Annotated in this window: 10 protein-coding genes; 8 read left to right on the top strand and 2 right to left on the bottom strand. The window is 73.0% G+C overall.

Translation table 11 applies throughout. The features are described 5' to 3' along the window. Positions 1 to 235: 235 nt before the first annotated feature. A complete protein-coding gene (locus ACTFTM_RS19405; protein ID WP_449561891.1) occupies positions 236 to 1,282 on the bottom strand; it encodes a polysaccharide deacetylase family protein in 1,047 nt (348 codons plus the stop codon). A 983-nt stretch (positions 1,283 to 2,265) separates the two neighbouring features. On the opposite strand from ACTFTM_RS19405, the gene ACTFTM_RS19400 reads away from it, so the two are divergent. Both ACTFTM_RS19400 and ACTFTM_RS19395 read left to right on the top strand, forming a co-directional pair. Continuing rightward, positions 2,266 to 4,332 (top strand): PQQ-dependent sugar dehydrogenase, encoded by a 2,067-nt coding sequence (locus ACTFTM_RS19400; protein WP_449561890.1) that lies wholly within the window; start codon positions 2,266 to 2,268, stop codon positions 4,330 to 4,332. 171 nt (positions 4,333 to 4,503) lie between these two features. Then, positions 4,504 to 5,577: a glycerophosphodiester phosphodiesterase family protein gene (locus ACTFTM_RS19395; protein ID WP_449561889.1), complete on the top strand. Its 1,074-nt coding sequence runs from the start codon at positions 4,504 to 4,506 to the stop codon at positions 5,575 to 5,577. Positions 5,578 to 5,648: 71 nt separating this feature from the next. Here ACTFTM_RS19395 and ACTFTM_RS19390 read toward each other — a convergent pair whose 3' ends face one another. Continuing rightward, a complete protein-coding gene (locus ACTFTM_RS19390) occupies positions 5,649 to 7,958 on the bottom strand; it encodes a BTAD domain-containing putative transcriptional regulator (RefSeq protein ID WP_449561888.1) in 2,310 nt (769 codons plus the stop codon). Between the two features lie 298 nt (positions 7,959 to 8,256). Between ACTFTM_RS19390 and ACTFTM_RS19385 the strand changes: the two genes are divergently transcribed. The 6 genes from ACTFTM_RS19385 (at position 8,257) to ACTFTM_RS19360 (ending at position 19,093) form a co-directional block, all read left to right on the top strand. After that, entirely contained in the window at positions 8,257 to 10,749 is a 2,493-nt protein-coding gene (locus ACTFTM_RS19385; RefSeq protein WP_449561887.1) for a non-ribosomal peptide synthetase, read from the top strand. Further along, positions 10,746 to 14,036 carry an amino acid adenylation domain-containing protein gene (locus ACTFTM_RS19380; protein ID WP_449561886.1) on the top strand — a complete coding sequence of 1,097 codons (3,291 nt, stop codon included), beginning with the start codon at positions 10,746 to 10,748 and terminating at the stop codon, positions 14,034 to 14,036. Before ACTFTM_RS19385 ends, ACTFTM_RS19380 begins: the two co-directional genes overlap by 4 nt. Continuing rightward, a complete protein-coding gene (locus ACTFTM_RS19375) occupies positions 14,033 to 17,107 on the top strand; it encodes a type I polyketide synthase (RefSeq protein ID WP_449561885.1) in 3,075 nt (1,024 codons plus the stop codon). The genes ACTFTM_RS19380 and ACTFTM_RS19375 overlap by 4 nt, the downstream gene beginning before the upstream one ends. After that, positions 17,100 to 17,288, top strand: coding sequence for an MbtH family protein (locus ACTFTM_RS19370; RefSeq protein ID WP_449561884.1), 189 nt, complete (start codon positions 17,100 to 17,102; stop codon positions 17,286 to 17,288). Before ACTFTM_RS19375 ends, ACTFTM_RS19370 begins: the two co-directional genes overlap by 8 nt. A 10-nt stretch (positions 17,289 to 17,298) precedes the next feature. Continuing rightward, the gene (locus tag ACTFTM_RS19365) at positions 17,299 to 17,778 is read left to right on the top strand and encodes a hypothetical protein (RefSeq protein WP_449561883.1); all 480 of its coding nucleotides are present in this window, start codon (positions 17,299 to 17,301) and stop codon (positions 17,776 to 17,778) included. 76 nt (positions 17,779 to 17,854) lie between these two features. After that, positions 17,855 to 19,093, top strand: a complete 1,239-nt coding sequence (locus ACTFTM_RS19360) for an MFS transporter (protein WP_449561882.1) — start codon at positions 17,855 to 17,857, stop codon at positions 19,091 to 19,093. Positions 19,094 to 19,098: the final 5 nt, after the last annotated feature.

The following is a 19,098-nucleotide window of genomic DNA, read 5'->3' as shown; positions in this document are numbered from 1 at the left end:
ACGGCTCGGGCCGAAGCGGGGGACGCTGACCAATCACATGACACCTCCACCCGTCAAAGGGTTGGTTCGCCGTCCGCGACTCGTCTCGTCGCGCGGTCGACCACTGGAGGGCACATGTCTTGACCCGAAACCCACCCTACCCCGTCACTAACAAACCCGCACAAGGTGACAACGGGCGAACACGCGGGTCCCGCGTGGCGCTGCCGTGCGCGCTACGCGGGACCCGGCCGGGGTGTCAGCCGGCGCTACAGGAGCGGATCTGTGGCCGGGCGCTGCTGTTGCCGTTGAACATCGTGGTGAAGCCGAAGGTGTTGCCGCTGCCGTTGGACCGCACGGTCATCACCGTGCCGCTGCTGTCCCAGGTGGCGTTGCCGTTCCAGACGGTGGAGACCCGCTGCGGCGAGGTGAGGGCGACGACCACGGTCCAGGTGTTGCTGCCGCTGACCGTCACCGAGGTGTTGTACCGGTCGCCCCACACGTTCGTGGTCGACGCGGTGGCGGTGCAGGATCCGCCGCTGGGCGGTGGGGTCGTCGCGCCGGGAGGCGGCGTGGTGCCGCTCGGCGGCGGGGTCGCGCCGTCGGGCGCGACCGCCCGTCCGGTGGACGGCGAGATCATGCCCGGGCAGAGGTTGCGGCTGGTCAGGTTGGCCATGATCTGACCGATGGCGTCCCGGGTGTTCTGGATGCCGTCGTGCATGAGGATGACCTGACCGGCCTGGAGACGACTGGCGTTCGACACGATCTGGCTGACGCTGGCGCCGTTCCAGTCCTGGGAGTCGACGTCCCAGATCACCTGCCGCATCCCGAGCGAGGAGGCCACCGACTGGAGGGTGGAGTTGGTCTCTCCGTACGGGGGCCGGAACAACTGGGGTCGGACGCCGGTCGCCGACTGGATCGCCGAACTCGTCTGGGACAGGTCGGACTGCATCTGGGACTGACTCATCGACGTCATGTGGGCGTGGTTCCAGCTGTGGTTACCGACCCACATGCCGGCGGACACCTGCGCCTGCGCCGCCGACCGGTTGTTCTGCACGTTCTGCCCGACGTTGAACATGGTGGCCCGTACGCCGTTGGCGCGCAGCACGTTCAGCAGAGCGCTGGTGCTGCCGGTCGGACCGTCGTCGAAGGTGAGGCCCACGTAGCCGTTGCAGGTGGCGGCGTTCGACGGGGTGGCGGTGGCCACGACGACGACGCCGCACGCCGCGACGGCGGTGACGAGGATGGACAGCGCCGCCCGTAGTGGCCTGGACCGTACGAGCGTGCCAGCGGAGACAGTGCTCATCTGTGCCCCTTCTACCGGCCCGGTCCCGCCCCGGTGTGGAAGGAGAGCACGGTCCGGACGTGTGGGTGGTGGGTGGGGAGATCGACGGCGACCGCAGGACACCGAGTCGCATCGATCGCAGTGGATCGGAGTATTGCAGCGCAAATTCGAGGCCGTCAATAAGTTCCGGAAGTCCTCCGGGAGCGCTGGGGGATCGTCTCGGGTCGGTCATCCCGGCGCGGAGCAGTGCTGATCCGCCTGCGACGACGCCCGTCCCGCCGGCGCGCCGGCCGCCGAGGATCGAGCGTCGACAGCGGCGGTCCGGAAATTCATCGGAACTATCGGTGTCGATCTGGTCTCTCGACCATGCTCTCTACTGCCGGTTGTGAGTTCAATCGCCTGGCCGGTGCCAGGGACCAGTGCGGACGACTATTGGCCTGCCCCGCGTATGCCGTCTGACCTTTCGCAAAGTTTCCGAGAAACGTTGACATCGCGCTTCGCCCGTACCAATACTTTCGCCACCGACGGACCTCGATGAGTGTCGATCAGGGTCGTTTACGGCGACCCGCGCGCCGGCCGCCGATGGCGGGGCGGGCCGGCCGACACCATCGCGTCGCACGACGTCGGTGCGCGCAGGAATCCACCCGCCGGGAGGCCCGCCCGGCCGTGTGGAGACTGCGCTGCGGGGCCGCCCGGAGCGGCGGACCGGGCGGTCCGGCTCGGCGCCGACAGGCGCTGGTGGCGCGGCGGTTGCTGGGCCGCCGCGCCACGCCACCCGCCACTACACATCGCCACCGGTCCGCTACACCATTGCGCCGCATGAATGCCGATCCGAGGAGAGCCGGGCCTTGTTGACGCGGTATGTCCTCGATCGAGCTGGATCGTTGACATGTGCCGGGATTCCATCTTTGATGGTCGATGTTGCTTTCTCGTCGGTCTGGTCGGGCGCGCTGGGTCGCCCGGCGTCGGGTCGGGCCGGTCGATGCCCCGACCTTGGAGGACGGATGAGCGTTTTCGCGCGGCTCAGACCACGACGGCTCCTGCCGCCGATGACCGTGGCAGTGCTGGTGGCCGTGACGCTCGGCGTGCCGGCGTCGGCGGCCGGCCCGTCGACAATCGTCAGCGCGGCGTCCGGCCGCTGCCTGGACGTGGTGGGCGGCGGGCGGACCGCCGGCACCGGGATCAATATCTATGACTGTGGTGGACAGGCCAACCAGGCGTGGACCCTCACCGCGGCCGGCGAGTTGCGGGTGTACGACGCGACGATGTGCCTGGACGTCGTCGGACAGGACACCACCGCGCCGGCCGCCGTGCAGATCTACGGCTGCACCGGCGGCGCCAACCAGCGCTGGCGGATCAACACCAACGGGACCATCGTCGGCGTCCAGTCGGGACTCTGCCTCGACGTGACGGGTGGCGGCACCGCCAACAGCACGACCGTCGGTCTCTGGACCTGCAACGGGCAGGCCAACCAGCGCTGGACGTCGTCGTTCGGCAGCGCCGACAGCCAGCCACCCACACCGCCTGGCAACGCACGGGTGAGCGGACAGACCTGCAACTCGGTGACGTTCGCCTGGAACGCCTCCACCGACAACGTCGCGGTGGCGTTCTACGACATCTACCACGACGGTCAGCTCATGACCTCGGTGAGCGGAAGCACGCTGTCCGCCAACCTCACCGTCGTACCCGGCGCGACCTGGGGGCTGTACGTCAACGCGCGGGACGCCGCCGGGAACGTGTCGCAGGCCAGTTCCACCGTCACGATCACCCCGCCGCCCTGTCAGGCCGACACCGTGCCGCCGAGCACGCCGACGCAGCTCACCGGCACCGCCTCGGGGACCACCGTGACGCTGCGCTGGACCGCGTCCACCGACAACGTCGGAGTCCGGGCGTACGACGTCTACCGGGGCGGCGTGAAGATCGGCGCCGTCACGGGCGCTCCGCCGGTGACCACCTTCACCGACAGCGGCCTGGCCGCGAACACCACCTACCAGTACCAGGTGGTGGCCCGCGACGGGCAGGACAACGCCTCGGCACGCAGCGCCTCCGTCGCGGTGAGCACCGGCGGCGCCTGCGCCAACCCGGTGTGCACGGTGCGGCAGGTCACCACCGACACCGACGTCCCGTGGGGTCTGGTGACGCTGCCGGACGGGACCGTCCTCTACAACCGCCGCGACGCGCACGACATCGTCCAGCTCGACCCGGCCACGGGGGCGAAGACCACCGTCGGGACCGTGCCGAACGTGCAGAGCACCGACGGTGAGGGTGGCCTGCTGGGCCTGGCGGTCTCGTCGAGCTTCGCCAGTGACCGGTGGCTGTACATCATGCACACGTCGCCGAGTGACAACCGGATCGTGCGGATCAAGCTGGAGAACGGTCGGTTGACCACGTCCGGTGAGCAGGTCCTGGTCAGTGGGATCCGGCGGAACAAGTACCACAACGGTGGCCGGTTGCGGTTCGGTCCGGACGGCAAGTTGTACGCCAGCACGGGGGATGCGCAGAACGGGGCGTACGCGCAGGATCGTGCCGCTCTGGAGGGCAAGGTCCTGCGGTTGAACCCGGATGGGACGGTGCCGTCGGACAACCCGTTCGGCAACTACGTGTGGAGTTACGGTCACCGCAATCCGCAGGGGTTGGCGTTCGACTCGCAGGGTCGGCTGTGGGAGCAGGAGTTCGGCAACTCGGTCATGGATGAGACGAACCTGATCACCAAGGGCGGGAACTACGGCTGGCCGGCGTGTGAGGGCACGAGCGGCACGTGTGGCACGGCGGGTTACATCGCGCCGGTGCGCACGTACCCGACGGCCGAGGGTTCCTGCTCGGGTATCGCGATCGTGCGTGACGCCCTCTACGTCGCCTGCGCCCGTGGTACGCGGATGTACCGGGGTGTGATCAGCGGCAGCAGCCTGACCAACGTGCAGACGTACTTCAGCGGCACCTACGGTCGGCTGCGCACGGTGGAGCCCGCCCCGGACGGCGGGTTGTGGCTGACCACCACGACCACGGGCGACAAGGACAGCATTCCGAACAACAGCAACGAACGCGTCCTGCACGTCACCCTCGGCGGTTAGGGGAGTTCGCCGACGGTCACCGCATCACCCCGGTGACCGTCGGCGGGCGGCAGGTGCTTCTGAGGTTCGGCGAGCGTTCACGTCCCGCTCGCGGCGAGGTCATCGTCGCCGATCGTCTCCCGCCTAGCGTGACCAGGGCATCTGCACCTGAAGAGCTGAGGTTTTCGCACCATGTCCCTGCGTCACATTCTGGCGGGCCTCGTCGTCCTGCCCGCGCTCGCCGTTCCGGTGGCCGCGCACGCGTCGACCGTCGACAGTGCCACCGCGCTGCTCCCCCAGAAGACCCACTTCGACCTCCAGGCGCACCGCGGTGGCATCGGCATGACCACCGAGGAGTCGCTGGAGGGCTTCGCCAAGGCCCTGCGCCTCGGTGTCACCACCCTGGAGATGGACACCCAGATCACCAAGGACCAGAAGGTCGTCGTCAACCACGACCGCCAGGTCAGCGCGCAGAAGTGCGCCGACACCGCTCCGGTCACGCCCGGTGACCCGATGTACCCGTACGTCGGCAAGTACCTCAAGGACCTCACCCTCGCCCAGGTCAAGACCATGGACTGCGGCTACCAGCAGCTCCCGGGCTTTCCCGAGCAGGAGCAGGTCAAGGGCTTCCGCATGGTCGAGTTGAAGGACGTCCTCGACCTCGTCAAGAGCTACAACGCGAAGCAGGTCACCCTCAACATCGAGACGAAGGTCGAGGCGGGAGCGCCCGAGCAGACCGCGCCCCGGGAGCTGTTCGTCCGGCGCGTCTTCGAGGAGATCCGCGCCTCCGGCATCGAGAAGCAGGTCACCATCCAGTCGTTCGACTGGGGCGCGCTCACGGTGATGCACCGGCTCGCGCCGAAGTGGCCGCTGGTGGCGCTGACGAACTACGACTTCCTCCAGGTCGGCAAGCCCGGCGCGTCCCCCTGGCTGGGCGGGATCGACGCCGACGACTACGACGGCGACTTCGTGAAGGCGGCCGCCGCCATCCCCGGCGTCACCGCTCTGTCGCCGAACTACGGATTCCCGCAGAACGGCACCATCGCCGACCCGAACTTCCGCTTCTACCCCGACGCGACGATGATCGCCGAGGCGCACGCCCGTGGTCTGAAGGTCATCCCGTGGACCTGCGACGACCCGGCCACCGTGTCCGCGCTGATGGACATGGGAGTCGACGGGATCATCACCAACTACCCCAACCGCGTGCGGGCCATCATGGCCGAGCGCGGCATGCGCCTGCCGAAGAGCTACCAGCCCCGCCACTGATCCCGCATCCGGTGGCCGGGACCGTCCGGTGAGCTGCTGTGGCGCTCACCGGGCGGTCCGGCGTCCACCGGTCAGGCCGGATGCTGGATGAGCCTCTTCGACGTCCGCTGCGCCGGCACACCGGCCGGACGGTGGCCCGCGTCCACCTCCGCCGTCCACGGGGGCTGGGCGGCCGGCGTCCGCCACCGGGCCACCCGCGCCCCCGGCCCGGCCGCCGCGCCCGCGTGCTGCCCCGCGGGGCCGGTGTCACCGCCGGTCGTCGGGCCGCCGGCCGGCGCGATGCCCAACTCCCGCATCCGCTCGACGTACGTGCGGTAGCGGCGTTGCGCCTCACCGTGCCGCCCGGCCGCGCGGAGCACCTGCACCAACTCCAGGTGGGCGTCCTCGTCGTACGGGTCGCGGTGCACCAGCCGCATCAGGTAGACGAGCTTCTGATCGGTGTCCGCAGTGTGCTGGGCCAGGGCCCGCAGCACGCTGGTGTGGGCGACCTGCGCCTCCTCCCGCAGCGGCTGGGCCCAGTCCTCGTACGGGTCGTCGGCGAGGAAGTCCCCGCCGTACAACTCGTCGGCGCGGATCAGCGCGCGGACCGTGTCGGGGTGCCCGGCCCGCAGGGCGACCTGCGCCTCCTCGGCCGCGGTGAGGAACGTCTCGACGTCCACGTCGATCACGTCGAGGTCGACCGCCACCGAACCCCGGTCGGCCAGCACCGCGCCCCGACCGCTGGTGCGGTGCCCGGTGCCGAGCACCCGACGCAGCGTGGACAGCAGCACGGACAGCCGGTTCGCGGTGCGCGACGGCGACTCGTCCGGCCAGAGCAGCTCCATCAGCCGGGCCCGGGGCACGGCGCGGCCCCGGTGCGCGACGAGGATCTTCAGCAGGTCCCGGGCCTTCTTGGACTGCCACTCGCCGTACGGGACGACGGTGCCGGCCCGGAACACCCGGAAGTCGCCCAGGGTGTGGATGACCACCGCCGGAACCCGCAGCGTGATCGCGGTGAGCCCGTCGGCGACGCCCGGGTCGAGGCGTACCCCGCAGCGGCGCAGCTTCTGCTCGGCGCCCTCGGCGCCGCGACGGGCCTGGCGTCCCTGCAACCGGGCGGCGATCAGCCGGACGGTCGCCTCCTCGGCCGGATCGCCCAGCTCCCGGCAGAGCGCCGCGGCGTCGTCGAGCAGCCCGGCGGACGCGCGCGGATCGTCCGCCGCGAGCACGGTGAGCTGAAGCGCCTCGATGAGGGTGGCGCGTCGCCGACCCACGGTCGCGCCGGTGCGGGCCTCGGCGGCGTCGAAGTGGGCGGCGGCGGTGTCGCCGCGCAGCAGCGCCACCCACCCGCGGGCCAGCAGGGCGTACGGCCGTTCGGACTCCCGGGCCACGGTGACCGCCCGATCGGCGAGGTCCTGCGCGGCGGTCAGGTCGTCGGCGGCGCGGATCCGCGCCAGCTCGGCGAGCACCCAGGCCGGCGACGCGGGACGCACTGCGGACGTGGCCAGCGCGCTCAGGGCGCCCTCCAACGCCTGCCGGGCCTGGCGTGGCTCCCGCCGGCGGCGGTGCACCATCCCGAGGGCGGCCAGCGAGAACGCCTCGTCGGCGGTCACCCCGGCCAACTCCCGCAGGCGAAGCCCTGCGGCGCCGTCGGCCAGCGCCTCCTCCAACCGGCCGAGCTGGCACTTCGCCACGGCGGCCAGGGTCAGCGCGTACGGCTCGTAGCCGGAGTCACCCGTCACCTCGGTCAGCCGCACGGCCGCCTCGGCCTGTCGCAGCGCGTCGCCGGCGTCGCCGGCCCGCAGCAGGTGGCTGGCCAGGTCCAGGTGGACCATCAGCCGGAACAGGCTGGCGTCGGCACGGCGGAGCCCGTCGGTCGCCTCCGCCCGCCCGAGGGTCGCCGCCGCGTCGCCGGTGGCGGCGGCGAGCAGGACGACCACCCGGGTGTACGCCTGGTGGGCGGTCGGTACGCCGCACGCGTGGGCGGCGCGCGCCGCCTCCTCGACGTCGGCGCTGGCCCGCTCGATGTCGTCGTCGAGCAGGTGGTGCACCGCGGCGTGGCAGTACGTCTGCACGGCGTGCGGCCCGGTCGCGCCGATCGGCGCGGTCGCCAGGAGGGCTGTCGCCAGGTGTGGTTCCCCGGCGAGGTGGTGCCGCAGCGCGGTGCGCCAGATCTGGGCGACCGGGACGTCGGTGTCGTCGGGATCCGCGGCGAGCAGGTCGGGTTGGGTGGCGAGCCACAGGTGCGCCGCCGTGCGGTCACCGGCGGCGGCGAGGTGCCGCAGCGCCCGCCCCGGGTCACCGCTCGGACGTTCTCGTTCTGCTGCCGACGCGTCGCCTCCACCTTCGCCGCGAGCCGGCGTCGACGTGCGCCAGGCATGGTTGACAAGGTCTCCGGACATTCACCGCTCCTGTGTTCTCTCGTGGAGGCTCAGGCGAGCGAAGAGACAACCGGGCCCTGCGAGTCGTCGCCCGGCGTGGCTTCCCCCCGGCACGATCATTGCCTCCATCGAGCGGCATCGCCATAACCAAAAGAGTCGGTGTACTTACTGACTGCAATGCGCTATCGGCATAAAGCCGCGCTCAGGTTTCCCTCAGACCGCCGCAACGGCACCCGAACGGCCCGTACAAGCAACTGGCACGGGTACGGGCCAGACTCCCGGTCATTGCGTGTCACCCGCCGATCGGAGCTGAGATCCGATGACCGAACAGCCAATTGTTCCTGGCCTTTCCGCCTTCTGGGGGCGGCAGCTCGCCGCCCTCCCCGAGCCGCCGGACCTGCCCTTCACGCCGACGACAGACCCGCCCGTCGACACCCGAGTTGACCTGGGCGACGAGGTCGAGCCGCAGGTCAGCGCGTTGGCCGGCCTGTTCGCGCTGCTGCGCCGCTGGGTCACTGGTCGGGACCTGCTCGCCGAGACGCCGGCCGCGCCGACCGGTGCCGCGCGCTGGCTGCCGGTCCGGGTCCGGCTGCCCGAGGATCCCACCTGGACCGAGCTGCGGGACCTGGTCCGAACGGCGCTCCGGGAAGCCCGCGAGCATGACGCGGAATTGCCCGAAAATCCTCCCGACTATCGGCCGGTGGTGTCGATCGGATTCGATCAACTGCCGTTCGGTAATCGTGGTGCGTTGCAACTGCTGATCGACGACACCGGGGAACGGCCGACGGCCACGGTGGGCGGGCACCCGCACGCGACGCCGATCGCGACCGCGCTCGCCGTCCTGCTCGACCGGGCGCGGGAACGCCCCGCGGCACGTCTGTCCGACCTGCCGCTGCTCGACCCGGCGACCGAACGGCGGGTGGTGCGTGACGGGAACGCCACCGACACCGACTATCCGCGCGAGTCGTCGGTGCCCGCCCTGTTCGCCGAGTGGGCCCGCCGGACCCCGAACGCGCCCGCCCTGCGCGACGACCACCAGACCCTCGCCTACCGCGAGGTGGACCGGCGTGCCAACCACCTGGCGGCGCGTCTGCTCCGACTCGGCATCGGCGCCGAGACGATCGTCGGGATCTGCCTCGCCGACACCACGACCTGGGTGGTCGCCGCCCTGGCGACGCTTAAGGTCGGCGCCGCGTACCTGCCGCTGGACCCCGGTTACCCGCCGGAGCGGCTGGCGCTGATGTGCCAGGACGCCGCGCCCGGCGTCATCCTGCACGCCGCCGCGCTGGCCGACCGGCTTCCCGACGACGGCACTCCCCGGATCGCCGTGGACCGGCTGCCCGCCGACGACGGCCCGGCGCAGCCCCCGGCGGTGACCGTCCATCCCGACCAGCTCGCGTACGTCATGTACACGTCGGGCTCCACGGGCCGTCCGAAGGGCACCGGCGTCAGCCACCGCAACATCGTCCGGCTGGTCCGCGACACCACCTTCATCGACGTACGCCCCGACGACGTGATGGGGCAGGCCGCCACGATGTCGTTCGACGCGGCCACCCTGGAGGTCTGGGGCGCGCTGCTCAACGGCGCCTGCCTCGCGGACCTGGACATGAACGACGTGATCGTGCCGGACCGGCTCCGCGCCCGGCTGCGCGACACCGGCGTGACGATGATGTTCCTGGCCACCTCCGTGGCCCGGCAGCTGGCGACCGAGGCGCCGGACGCCCTGGCCGCGCTGCGCTACCTGACGTTCGGTGGTGAACAGGCCGACCGGGTCGCCGTGGACCGGCTCCGGGCGGCCTGCCCGGACACGACCCTCGTCAACGGGTACGGCCCGACCGAGGCGACCACCTACAGCACCACGTACGACTGCGCCCGGCTCACCGCCGCGGACCCGGTCGTGCCGATCGGCGGTCCGGTCGCCAACACCCGGGTGTACGTGCTGGACCGGCTCCTGCAACCGGTGCCGCCGGGCGTGCTGGGCGAGCTGTTCATCGGCGGGGACGGGGTGGCCCGTGGCTACCTCGGCCGTCCGGACGCGACCGCCGAGCGGTTCGTGCCGGACCCGTTCGGACCCCGCCCCGGGGGCCGGCTCTACCGCACCGGCGACGTGGTCCGGCAGCGCCCCGACGGGTTGATCGAGTTCGTCGGCCGATCCGACCACCAGGTGAAGATCCGCGGGTACCGGGTCGAGCCGGGGGAGGCGACGGAGGCGCTGCGCGGTGGCGGGCTGGTCCGCGACGCGATCGTGCGCGCCGACCGCGACGCCGCCGGCGACGCCCGACTGGTCGCGTACGTCGTACCCGACGAGGGGGTGGACGTCGAGGCGATCCGGGAACGGGCCCGCGAGCAACTGCCCGACCATCTGGTGCCGGCCGTGTTCGTGGCACTGCCCCGGCTGCCGCTCAACCGCAACGGCAAGGTCGACGTCGCGGCGCTGCCCGCGCCCGACGCCACCACGACAGCCGACGACGACGGCCCGCGTACGCCGACCGAGCGGGCGGTGACCGAGATCTGGCAGGACGTCCTCGGCGTGCCGGTACGTCGCCGCGCCGACGACTTCTTCGACCTGGGCGGGCGGTCCCTGAAGGCGACCCGGGTCCGCTCCCGGCTCGCCGCCGCGATCGGCGCGGAGGTGCCGTTGCGGCTGATCTTCGACCACCCGACGGTGGCCGGGCTGGCCGCCGCGCTGGACGAGATCGGTGGCACGCCCGCCGAGTCCGCCGAACCGGTCGCGCCGGTCCCGCTGGACGGGCCGCCCCCCGCCGATCTCGCGGGCCTGCTCGACCAGCTCGAACAGGGCGTCGCCCGATGATCGGCGCGCTCACCCCCGCGCAGTTGCGCCAGCGCGTGGACGCCCTGCCACCCGAGCGGCGGCGGGCGTTCGTCGCGGCGATCCGCGCCGACGGCGACCGGTACGGCATCCACCCGCTCACCGCCGCCCAGGAGTGGATGCTCCTGCTGGCCCAGCTCCGACCGGACAGCCCCGCCTACCACGTTCCGTACCGGGTGGACCTGCGCGGCGAGGTGGACGTCGCCGCGTTGCGCGGCGCGCTCGACGAGGTCGTGGCGCGGCACGAGGCGCTGCGCACGGTGTTCGTACCGCTGGACGGTCAGTCGTACCAGATGGTCCTGCCGGCGACGGGCCTGCCGCTGACGGTCGAGGACGTCGCGCCGGAGCGGATCGACGAGTACGCCGCCGTCGAGGCGGTACGCCCGTTCGACCTGGCCCGGGGGCCCCTGGTGCGCGCCACCCTGTGCCGGACCGGCCCGGGTGACTTCTCGCTGCTGCTCAGCCTGCACCACGTGATCTGCGACGGCTGGAGCATGGGTCTGCTCTTCGAGGAGCTGTCGGCGGCGTACGCGGCCCTGCGCCAGGGCCGTGCCGTGGCCCTGCCGGCGGTGCCCCGGGACGTGCCGGCGGCGCTGGCGCAGGACCGGCTGCTCGGCCCGGCCGAGTTGGCCCGGCGGCTCGACTGGTGGCGCGACGCGCTGGCCGGCGCGCCGCCCGGTCTCGACCTGCCCACCGACCGGCCCCGCCCGGCGGAGCTGGAGGACGCCGGCCACGAGATCGAGTTCTCCTGGCCGCCCGCCCTGGCCGACCGGGTCGCCGAGGCGCAGCGACGCACCGGCGCGACCCCGTACATGATCTTCGCGGCGGCCTGGGCGGCGTTGCTGCACCGCCGCAGCCAGCAGCCGGACCTGCTCATCGCCACCCCGGTGGCGAACCGGCAGACGCTCGACAGCGAGACCGCCGTCGGTTTCTTCGTCAACACGCTGGTGCTGCGCAGCCGGGTCGACGGTGGACTGACCTTCGCCGCTCTGCTGGACCGCCTCCGCGACTCGGCGCTGACCGCGCTGACCGACCCGGTGCCGTTCGACGCCCTGGTGCAGGAGCTGCGCCCGGCCCGCGACCCCGGTCGTCATCCGCTGGCCCAGGTCATGTTCGCCGTCGAGGACGGCTGGGAACAGCGGCTGACGCTGCCCGGGGTGACCGTGCTGGCCAGCGGCGAGACGCACACCGGCACGTCCATGTTCGACCTGACGCTGACCGTCATCGCACACGAGGGCCGGATCGACGGGCGGATCGAGTACCGCACCCGCCTCTTCGACGAGTCCACCGCCCGCGCGCTCGCCGACCAGCTCGACACCCTGCTCATGGCCGCGCTCGCCGACCCGGACACCCCGGTGGACCGGCTGCCGCTGCTCGACCCGGCCGCCGGACGGGACCTGGTCGACCGCTGGGCCGCCACCGCGCCCGCGGCACCGACGCAGCCCGCCCTGGGTGAGCTGATCGCCCGTCAGGCGAGGGCAACCCCGGACGCGGTGGCCGTGGCGTACCGCGATCAGGCCCTCACCTACCGGGACCTCATTGCCCGGGCCGACCGCCTGGCCCGAACCCTCGCCGCCCGGGGCGTGCGGGCCGAGACGACCGTCGGTGTCTGCCTGCCCGCCGGCCCCGACTGGGTGGTCACCTTCCTCGCCGTACTCTCCTCGGGCGGGGTCTATCTGCCCCTGGACCCGCAGTTGCCGGCGGCCCGGCTGGCGCACCTGCTCGCCGACTCCGCCGCCGCGCTCGTGGTCACCACGGCCGACGCGCAGCTCGCGCTCCCCGCCACCGATTTGCCACTGCTGCACCTGGACGAGGCCGCGCCGCGCGACGAGGCTCCGCCCTCCGTGGCCGTCCAGCCGGACGCCGCCGCCTACCTGATCTACACGTCCGGCTCGACCGGGCTGCCCAAGGGCGTCGTCGGCACCCACCGAGGGCTGGCCAACCTCGCCGAGGCGCAGGCCCGACTGGTCGGCGTCCAGGCCGGCGACCGGGTCCTGCAGTTCCACTCGATCGGGTTCGACGTCGCGCTGTCCGATCTGGTCACCACACTCACCGTCGGCGCGACCCTGCGCCTGCTCGGCCCGGACGAGCGCACGCCCGGCCCCGACCTGGCCGCCGCGCTCGTCCGGCACCGTGTCACGGTGGCCGACCTACCGCCGGTCGTCCTCGACGCGTTGGACCCCACCGCCGTTCCCGACCTGCGGGTACTCACCGTGGGTGGGGAACCCTGCGCGCCGGACGTCGCCGCCGCCTGGTCACGCGGCCGGCTGCTGATCAACGGGTACGGCCCCACCGAGGCCACCGTCACCGCCACGGCCGCCCGCTGCGCGCCCACCGACACCGAGTTGCCGATCGGCCGCCCGCTGACCGGGGTACGCGCCTACGTCCTCGACGCGGAGCTGCGGCCGGTGCCCCCCGGGGTGCCCGGCGAGCTGCACCTCGGCGGCGCCGGAGTGGCCCGCGGCTACCACGGCGACGCCGCGCTCACCGCCCTCCGGTTCCTGCCGGACCCGTACGCCCCGACGCCGGGGGCGCGGATGTACGCCACCGGTGACCTGGTCCGCTGGCGTGCCGACGGGCAACTCGTCTTCCTCGGTCGGGCGGACAACCAAGTCAAGATCAACGGTTACCGCATCGAGTTGGGCGAGGTGGAAGCCCACCTGCGGCAGTACCCGGGCGTGCGCCGGGCCGCCGCCGTGGTGCGGACCGACTCGCCCGGCGGCCGACGACTCGTCGGTTACCTCGTCGGCGACGGGTTGGCGGTGGACGAGCTACGCCAGAGCCTGCTGCGGCGTCTGCCCCGCTACCTGGTGCCGAGCGCCTTCGTGGTGGTGCCCGACCTGCCGTTCACGTCCAGCGGCAAACTCGACCCGTCCCGCCTGCCCGCGCCCGCCGTCGCCCGCGCCGACCTCGGCGCCGCGTACGTGGCGCCGGACGGAGCCGTCGAACGGGCCATCGCCGACACCTGGCGACAGGTGCTCGGGCTGGACGACGTCGGGGCGGACGACAACTTCTTCGACCTCGGCGGGACGTCCCTGCTGCTGGCGCGGGTGCAGACCCGACTCGCCGACCGGCTGGGCCGAACGGTTCCCGCGGTGGAGCTGTTCCGCTACCCGACCGTCGCGCAGTTGGCCCGCTTCCTCGACGGCGGATCCGCGCCGACGGCGTCGCCGACCGCAAGCGGTCGGCGACGAGACGAACGCAAGCAGGCGCTGGCCGACCGGGCCCGCCGGGCCCGCCCGGTGCCGGCGGGGGAGGGACGAGCATGAGCGACCAGGAGACCGGACTGGAGATCGCCATCGTCGGAATGGCCGGCCGCTTCCCGGGCGCGGCCGACGTCGACGAACTGTGGCGGCGGGTCCTCGCCGGACAGGAGACCATCACCCGGTTCACGGACGCGGAGTTGGCCGCCGCCGGGCTGAGCGAACAGGAACGGCGGCACCCCGACCACGTGCCGGCGCACGGCGCGCTGCCGGACATCGACCGCTTCGACGCGGCCTTCTTCGGCTACTCGCCCCGCGACGCCCGGCTGCTCGACCCGCAACAGCGGCTCTTCCTCGAGGCGGCCTGGACCGCCCTGGAACGCGCCGGTCACCTCGCCGGGAACCCCGACCGGCTGGTCGGTGTGTACGCCGCCGCGGCGGCCAGCGGCTACCTCCTGCACCACCTGTTCCGCAATCCGCGCCTCGACTCGGTCTCCGAGTACGAGCTGATGCTCGCCAACGACAAGGACTCGCTGCCCACCCGGGTGGCGTACCACCTGGACCTGCGGGGACCCGCCGTCGCGGTGCAGACGGCGTGCTCGTCGTCGCTGGTCGCCGTGCACCTCGCCGCGCAGGCGCTGCTGGCCCGCGAGTGCGACGTCGCGCTCGCCGGCGCCGCGCACGTCCTGCTGCCGGGGGGCACCGGCTACCGCCACGAGGCGGGCGGCATCATGTCCCGCGACGGCCACTGCCGCCCGTTCGACGTGCGTGCCAGCGGAACCGTGGGAGGCGACGGCGCCGCCGTGGTCGTCCTGCGCCGGCTGGCCGACGCCCGCGACGACGGCGACACGGTGTACGCGGTCATCCGGGGCTCGGCCATCAACAACGACGGCCGGGTGAAGGTCGGGTTCACCGCCCCCGGGGTGGACGGTCAGGTGGCCGCCATCCGGGCCGCCCAGGAGGTGGCCGAGGTCGACCCCGCCACGATCGGCTACGTCGAGGCGCACGGCACCGGCACCGAACTGGGTGACCAGATCGAGCTACGCGCCCTGACGGAGGCGTTCCAGGGCGCTGCCGGGGGTCGGGGCGCTGGCGGAGGTTCGTGCGCACTCGGCTCGATCAAGGCGATCGTCGGTCACCTCGACGTCGCCGCCGGGGTGACCGGGCTGATCAAGGCCGCGTTGGCGCTGCACCACCGGGTGGTGCCACCCAGCCCGTACTGCGCCGAGCCGCACCCCGAGCTGGCCGGTGGGCCGTTCCGGGTGCCCACCACCGCGCAGCCCTGGCCCGACCTGGGCGCGCCGCCCCGCGCGGCGGTCAGCTCCTTCGGCATCGGGGGCACCAACGCCCACGTCGTGCTCCAGGCCGCCGAACCCGCGGACCACCTCCCCGCCGGCGAGGGGCCGGCACACGTGCTGGTGCTCTCCGCCCGGGACGCCGACGCGCTCGACGAGGCCCGTACCCGGCTCGCCACCCACCTGGAGGCGGACCCGGACGTGCCGCTGGCCGACGTCGCGTACACACTGGCCCACACCCGACGCGCGTTCGGCCACCGCCTGGTCGTCGTCGCCCGCGACGTCCACACCGCCGCCGCCCAACTCGCCGACCGCGACTCGTCGCTGGTCCGCACCGGCGTCGCCACCGGTACGCCGGCCGGGGTGGCGCTGCTCTTCCCCGGCCAGGGCGCCCAGTACGCGGGGATGGGCCGCACCCTGTACCGCACCGAACCGGTCTACCGGGCGGCCTTCGACCGCTGCGCCGACCTGCTGCGCCCCCACCTCGACGTGGACCTGCGCACGCTGCTCTGTCCACCCGGCGAGCAGGTCCCCGCCGCACCCGAGCTGGACGAGACCCGGCTCACCCAGCCGGCCCTGTTCGCCGTCGAGTACGCCCTCGCCGAGCTGCTGCGCCACCGGGGCGTACGCCCGGTCGCGATGGCGGGACACAGCCTCGGCGAGTACGTGGCCGCCTGCCTGGCCGGTGTCTTCACGCTGCCCGACGCGCTCGCCACCGTCGCCGTACGCGGCCGGCTCATGCAGGCACAGGCCCCCGGCTCGATGCTCTCGGTGGCGCTCGGCGTCGACGAGGTCACGGCGCTGCTGCCCGCCGGCGTGGAGGTGGCCGCCGCCAACGCGCCGCGCCTCGTCACCGTCTCCGGCGCGACGGCCGCCGTCACCGCGTTCGCCGACGACCTGCGCGGGCGTGGGGTGGCCTGCCGGGAGATCCGCACCTCGCACGCGTTCCACTCGGCCATGATGGAGCCCGCACTGGCCGGCTTCGCCGCACACCTGCGCGAGATCCCGCTGCGCCCGCCCACCCTCCCCGTCGTCTCGAACGTGACCGGTCGCTGGCTCACCGACGACGAGGCCACCGACCCCGACTACTGGGTGCGGCAGCTGCGCCGTCCGGTCAACTTCACCGCCGCCGCGGACCTGCTGCTGAGCGAGCGGTACGCCGTGCTGGAGGCCGGTCCGGGCCGCACCCTGGCCACCCTCGTCCGCCAGCACGGGGCAGCCCGCGGGGCGACGGTGTTGACCAGCCTGCCCGCCGACCGCACCCCGGCCGGCGAGGACGACGCCGTCGCGCTGGCCGTCGGCCGGCTCTGGCTCGCCGGGGCGCCCGTCGACTGGCCCACCGGACGACGGCGGGTGCCCCTGCCCACGTACCCGTTCGCCCGCGAGCGGCACTGGGTCGACGCGTACCGGCCGGGTCAGGTCACCCTCGACGAGCAGGCGCCGGATGCCGCCGCCCCACCAACGACCGCCCCGGCCGTCGCCGCCGCGTCGACCGACGAGCCGTACGAGGTGGTGCGGCGGATCTGGGTCGACCTGCTCGGGGTGGACGAGATCGGCCCCGACGACGACTTCTTCGAGCTGGGCGGTCACTCGCTGCTCGGCACCCGCGTGGTGGCCCGACTGCGCGACGCGTTCGGCGTCGACCTGCCGCCCGCCGCGATCTTCGAGTCACCCACCCCCGCCGCGCTGGCGCGTACCGTCGCCGACCTGGCCCGGCCCGCTCCCGCCGTACCCGACGGCGACCTCACCGACCTGCTCGCGGAGATCCGGGCGCTCTCGCCGGAGAGTCTCGCCCGCGAGCTGCACCTGGCCCGACACGAGGAAGGTAATTCCCATGGCTGACGAACACCGCGTGGTGGTCAACGACGAGGAGCAGTACGCCCTGTGGCCCCGGCACAAGGCGGTGCCGGACGGGTGGCGGGACGCCGGCTGTGCCGGCAGCCGCGAGGAGTGCCTGGACTTCGTGACGCGCACCTGGACCGACATGCGCCCCCGCAGCGTCCGGGAGCATGTGTCAATGTAGCGTTGACACGATGACGACGCCGTTGGCCGGGTTGGCTGGGGTGCGTGCCGCTCGTGCGCAGCTGGACGAGCGGGAGGCCGAGCTGATCGACCGGGCTCGTCATGACGGCGCGACCTGGGCGCAGATCGCGGCGGCACTGGGCCTCGGCACCCGGCAGGCTGCCGAGCAGCGCCGTCAGCGCCTGGCGGCGGCACGACGGGTGCGGCGGCAGGAGCTGGACCGGGGCTACTCGCCGCAGATCGTGGCGTTGCGCGCCGCGGTGGCGGAGCTGGGGCGCTGGATCGCAGCGGACCGCCGGTGGGACTCCCGCTTCCGTCGGGCGGCACTCGTGCGGAGCACGGTCGACGCCGCCCTGGACGCCGACCCGGGCTCGCTCTACGCCCTGGTCCTGCACCTGCGCACCGACCTTGACGACGCGGGCGACCGGCTGCCGCCGCCGGTGCGGGCGGTGGCGGCGACGTTGGGGACCGCGTTGTCAACGCCGAATTGACATCTCCTGGCGGCATTGCCTGCGCCTGGCTCAAGAAACAGGATGTGAGTCCAGTGGACTCAACCTGGGAGAGCGCATGCGCCGTAACGCGGGTCTGTTCGTGGCGATCTCGATCCTGTCCGGCTTCGGCAGCAGCGCCATGGCCCTCGTGTCCGGCCTCTGGATCCTGGACCTCAGCGGTTCCACCGGACTGGCCGCCCTCGCCGGGCTCTGCGTGTACGCCCCGGTGCTCGCCGGCCCGTGGCTGGGTGGCCTGCTCGACCGGGCGTCGCGACGGCCACTGGTGATCGCCGTCAACCTCATGCTGGCGGCCGCGCTGCTGGCGCTTCTCGCCGTGCGTGGCCCCGGGCAGGCGTGGGTCATCTTCGCCGTCTCGTGCGCCTACGGGGTCAGCTACGTACTCATCGACGCGGGGGAGACCGCTCTGCTGCCGTCGGCGCTGTCGGCGGCGGAACTCGGTGCCGTCAACGGGTGGCGGTCCAGCGCCCAGGAGGGCATGAAGCTCGTCGCGCCGCTGGCCGGCGCGGGCCTCTACGGCTGGCGGGGTGGCCACGCGGTCGCCGTGCTGAGCGCGGCGATGCCGACCCTGGTTGCCGTCCTCTACCTGGCGGTCCGCCTGAACCGGGCCCCACCCGAGCGCTCCACGAGGCGGGACCGAGGGCTCCGCAGCGGACTGGTACTCCTGGCCGGACAGCGGTCCATCCGCGTGCCGGTCCTGCTCGCCGGAGTGTCGATCGCCATGTCCGGCTTCGTGACCGCCGCCCTCTACACGATCGTCGTCACGGACCTACGCCTGCCGACGACCTTCCTGGGGGTGCTGGCCAGCGCCCAGGGCGCCGGCTCCATCCTGGGTGGACTCGTGGTCGGCCGACTGCTCACCCGACGGGGGCCCGTCGCCGTGGGCGTCGCCGGAACGCTCCTGTTCGCCGCGGGTTGCCTCGTACGGTGTCTGCCCTGGTGGCAGGGCACGATGGCGGGTGCGGTCGTGGCCGGCGTCGGGCTGCCGTGGACCCTGGTCGCGGCGGTCACCGCCGTGCAGACGCACACCCCGGCGGCGCTGCTCGGCCGGGCCGCCGCGACGGCCAACACCGCCATGTTCGGCCCGCTCGTCCTGGCGATTCCGCTCGGTTCCGTCGCCGTGCACCTGGGCGGCCGCCCACCGCTCCTCGCCGCCGCCGCGCTCTGCGCGCTCGCCGCGACCGCCTCCGCCCGTGATCGTTGGCGGCTGAGCAACACGACACGCCGGCCACACCACTGCTCAGCAGCCAACGATCACCACCGACAGCCGTCTGCCACCGGTTGGCGCCAGCCCTGACCGAT

The organism is Micromonospora sp. RB23 (genome assembly GCF_053585025.1).
The sequence above is the reverse complement of the archived record's forward strand: the minus strand, read 5'-3'. Positions and strand labels throughout refer to the sequence as shown.